Here is a 2,724-nt window from a genome sequence, read left to right as displayed (position 1 = left end):
GGGTGGCGGCGCGCAGGGGCACCGCACGCGCTCCGTGCTCGTCGTGGCGGAGACGGCGCTGGCGGTGTTGCTGCTGGTGTGCGCGGGGTTGTTGCTGCGCAGCTTCGTGCACCTGCAACGGGCCGAGCCTGGCTTCGACCCCGAGGGTGTGCTGACGGTGAAGGTGGACTTGCCGCCGCTTCACTATGGCTTTGGCACCGCCGCGCCCGCGGCCTTCTATGACACGTTGCTCGGGCGGCTGCGGGCTTTGCCCGGCGTGGAGCAGGTCGGCGCGGTGAATGGGCTTCCACTGGATGGGGCCCGGTGGACCGTTCCCGTGAAGGACCCGCTGCGGCCTGTTCCGGAGGGGACGGAGCCCTGGCAGGCCAGCGTGCGCGTCGTGACGCCCGGGGCGCTGGAGGCCTTGCGCGTGAAGGTGCTGCAGGGCCGCGGCGTCTCGGCGGCGGACCAGGGCGCGGGTGGGCGCGCGGTGCTGGTCAACGTGGCGGCGGCGCGCCGCTTCTGGCCTGGCGAAGAGCCCCTGGGGCGCACGCTGGACACGGGCATGGACTGGGGCAGCGGTGCCATGGGCGGGCGCGTGGTGGGGGTGGTGGACGACATGGCGCTGGAGGGGCTTGGCTCGCCGTCCCTGCCGGAGGTGTACGTGCCCTACGTGCAGGCGCGGACCACGAGCATGGTGGTGCTGCTGCGCACGAAGGGGGCGCCGCTCGACCTGGCCCCCGCGGCTCGCGCGGAGATTCGTGCGTTGGATGCGAGCCTGGCGCCAGGGAGTGTTCGCACGCTGGCCTCGGTGGTTGACCGCACCGTGGCGCCGCTGCGCTTCTACCTGCTGCTGGCGGGGGCCTTCGCGGCGGTGGCGGTGGTGCTGTCGGCGGTGGGACTCTACGGCGTCGTGGCCTACGCGGTGCTGCAGCGCACCCGCGAGCTGGGCATCCGCATGGCGCTGGGCGCGCGTCGGGCGCAGGTGATGGGGCTGGTGCTCGGCCGCTACCTGGGGCTGACGGCCTGTGGGCTCGTCATGGGACTGGGGCTGGCGGTGGCCACCAGCCGCGGCCTCACGCACCTGCTGAGCGGCGTGCTGCCCACGGACCCATTGACGTACGCGGCGGTGGCGGCGGTGCTGTTGGCGGTGGCCGTCCTGGCGGTGCTGCTGCCCGCGCGCCGGGCCGCGCGAGTCTCCCCCGCGGTGGCGCTTCGGGCGGACTGAGCAGGCGTCCAGGGGCACTGCGTTTCACTGGGGCGCGCCTGGCATCACCCCGCGAGGTGGGGCGGACGAGCTTGGGGGCGCGCTCCAGGGGGCGCGTCGCACCGTGGCACCGGCTGGCAAAGCCGCCGGGCATGGCCACGGTTGGCTCCGGAGGCGAGGTGCGCCCTCCAGGACGAAAGGGGTCGGTCATGAAGCTCAAGGTGATGGGGATGATCGCGGGTCTGGCGTGGGGTGGCGCGGCTCTGGCGCAAGGCTCGCAGGAGCCGGCGATGCCGCCGGAACCTTCGACGCCGCAAGAGCCCTCAATGCCGCCGCAGGACCCATCGATGCAGCAGCCACCCAGCAGCGGCTCGGAGATGTCCGGCGGGATGGGCGGCAGCCAGATGCAGGGACAGCAGGAGCTGAGCGGCTCCGTGGTGGCCCTGCGGAGGGACAAGGTCTTCATCAAGGATGAGAACGGCGCGGTGGTGGCGATGGGCGTGAGCCACTCCACGCAAATCGATGGCAAGCCCATCGAGAAGCACCGGGACATCGACAGCCACCTCCGGCGTGAAATCAAGGAGGGGGACCAGGTCCGGACCAAGTTCAAGGTGGAGAAGACGACGGAGAACATGGCGTCTTCCATCGACAAGATGAAACAATAGTCCACGCCGCACGGGGATGGCCGCGGTCTGGAGCGTGACGGTGCAGGTTCACCGCCGCCCCGGCCGCGGCTTCCGCCGTTCGCGGAGGCTTGTGGGAGGCGCGGGCCTCCGCCTCTGCTCTGCCGCCGCCGTTCGAGCCGTTGCCTGCTCCCGGCGACCACGCCTGGTTGCCGCGGGGGGAGTTGGGGCCGGATGCGCACGACTTCAGCGAGGCGTTGAAGCTGCACCGCCTGCTCGACGCGATTGAGAAGGCGACGGGCCGGCGCCAGGCGTGGACGGAGCCGCTCTAATGCATCCGCGCCGCTTCCGCTTCGATGAGCCCGGCCAGGATTGTTCGGTGGCAGACCTGTTCGAGGATGCAGTCCTTTGAACAGAGGAGGGTCACCGTCTCACCCTGCCGCACTCGCCTGGCGAGCGCGGTGATGGCTTCTTGCTGCGACGCCATCTCCTGGAGGTACCGCTCGCGGTAGGCCTCCAGCGTGATGGGTGTGCGGCCCTTTCCATAGAAGGCGGCGAAGAGCTCCGGACTGGGCGCCAGGTTGCTCTGCCACGCGTCCCACGTCTCCTTGGCCTTGGGCAGGCCTCGTGGCCGGTAACGGCAGACAAGGACGCGGAAGCCGTCATCTGGCTCCGAAGGCACACACCAACGTTTGGTTTTGAGCGGCATCGCCGGGCAACCCTGAATCGGAGGGACGGTATTCCATCCGCGGGGGACCGGATTTCTTACCGGGACGGGAAGGGCTCTGGCCCCGTTGGCCCAGGGTGATGTCTCCAAGTGCTTGGAAATGCTGGCCTTGGGGCGTGGATCGGCGGCGGCACGCGCCCTGCTATGGGGTGATGCAGCAGCGTGACGGGGCAGCACGGGGGGCGGGC

The 2,724-nt window shown here is 70.8% G+C and carries 4 protein-coding genes; 3 read left to right on the top strand and 1 reads right to left on the bottom strand.

The genetic code is table 11. The annotated features are described in order from the left end of the window. The 3 genes from HV824_RS35445 to HV824_RS35435 form a co-directional block, all read left to right on the top strand. Window positions 1-1,207: FtsX-like permease family protein (locus HV824_RS35445; RefSeq protein ID WP_176425237.1), on the top strand; the 1,207-nt coding region annotated here is incomplete at its 5' end. A 188-nt stretch (window positions 1,208-1,395) separates the two neighbouring features. Beyond that, window positions 1,396-1,851, top strand: a complete 456-nt coding sequence (locus HV824_RS35440; RefSeq protein WP_176415955.1) for a hypothetical protein — start codon at window positions 1,396-1,398, stop codon at window positions 1,849-1,851. Between the two features lie 140 nt (window positions 1,852-1,991). Next, entirely contained in the window at window positions 1,992-2,141 is a 150-nt protein-coding gene (locus HV824_RS35435; RefSeq protein WP_176415956.1) for a hypothetical protein, read from the top strand. Here HV824_RS35435 and HV824_RS35430 read toward each other — a convergent pair. After that, complete coding sequence (locus HV824_RS35430) at window positions 2,138-2,491, bottom strand: DUF488 domain-containing protein (protein WP_368670844.1); 354 nt, start codon at window positions 2,489-2,491, stop codon at window positions 2,138-2,140. The two genes, HV824_RS35435 and HV824_RS35430, sit on opposite strands and share 4 nt — an antisense overlap. Window positions 2,492-2,724 lie beyond the last annotated feature (233 nt).

Origin of the sequence: Myxococcus sp. AM009 (assembly GCF_013372605.1) — a bacterium.
GTDB classification, from domain to species: Bacteria; Myxococcota; Myxococcia; order Myxococcales; family Myxococcaceae; genus Myxococcus; species Myxococcus vastator.
The sequence above is the reverse complement of the archived record's forward strand: the minus strand, read 5'-3'. Positions and strand labels throughout refer to the sequence as shown.